Origin of the sequence: Roseburia inulinivorans DSM 16841, assembly GCF_000174195.1 — a bacterium.
In the GTDB taxonomy this organism is placed as follows: Bacteria; Bacillota; Clostridia; order Lachnospirales; family Lachnospiraceae; genus Roseburia; species Roseburia inulinivorans.
In genome coordinates this window covers 1-606 of sequence record NZ_ACFY01000090.1, presented here as the reverse complement: position 1 = coordinate 606, position 606 = coordinate 1, and the positions used below count along the sequence as shown (strand labels likewise).

General features: G+C 40.1%; 1 protein-coding gene. It reads left to right on the top strand.

Going from position 1 to position 606, the window contains the following annotated elements; translation table 11 throughout:
• Nucleotides 1–124 precede the first annotated feature (124 nt).
• A partial coding sequence (locus tag ROSEINA2194_RS09720) for a LytR/AlgR family response regulator transcription factor (protein WP_007886222.1) occupies nt 125–606 on the top strand: 482 nt, incomplete at its 3' end.

Sequence of the window (606 nt, the reverse complement as noted above, 5' to 3'; positions counted from 1 at the left end):
ATTGTACTCCGCTACAACAACCTGACGGACACGAACAAAAAGACACTCCAGTGTCTTCTCAAACGTTTGGAACAGGCACAGTTGGAAGAAGAGGAAGCAGATATAGCAGAAGAGGTACTTAAAAATGCTGAAGATAGCCATATGTGATGATGACCTTGGCTTTACGGGAAGTCTTGAGAACTTGGTGTTAGAAGAAAGCCAGAGTATGGGAGTCCGGGTTAATACGGATGTATTTTCTGATGGAAAGACACTTTTGAAGAGCATACAGTCCGGGGAACGATACGGACTTATTTTTATAGATATTGAAATGGAACAGATTGACGGCATCTCCGCTGCTCGAAAAATCCGGGAAACAGACCATTCTGTGTTGTTCATATATATTTCAGGATATGATAAATATTTAAAGGAACTGTTTGAGGTAGAGCCTTTCCGTTTTCTCTCTAAACCGCTGGATAAAGAGAAATTTCGCCGGTATTTTAAAGAAGCCTGTCACCGGATAGGTGAAACGGAGGTCTTTTACCAGTTTAAGTTCAATAAGAAAATTCAGAAAGTACCTTTAAAAGATATTGTGTACTTTGAAAGCCGCAACCGAGTAGTGCATATTTT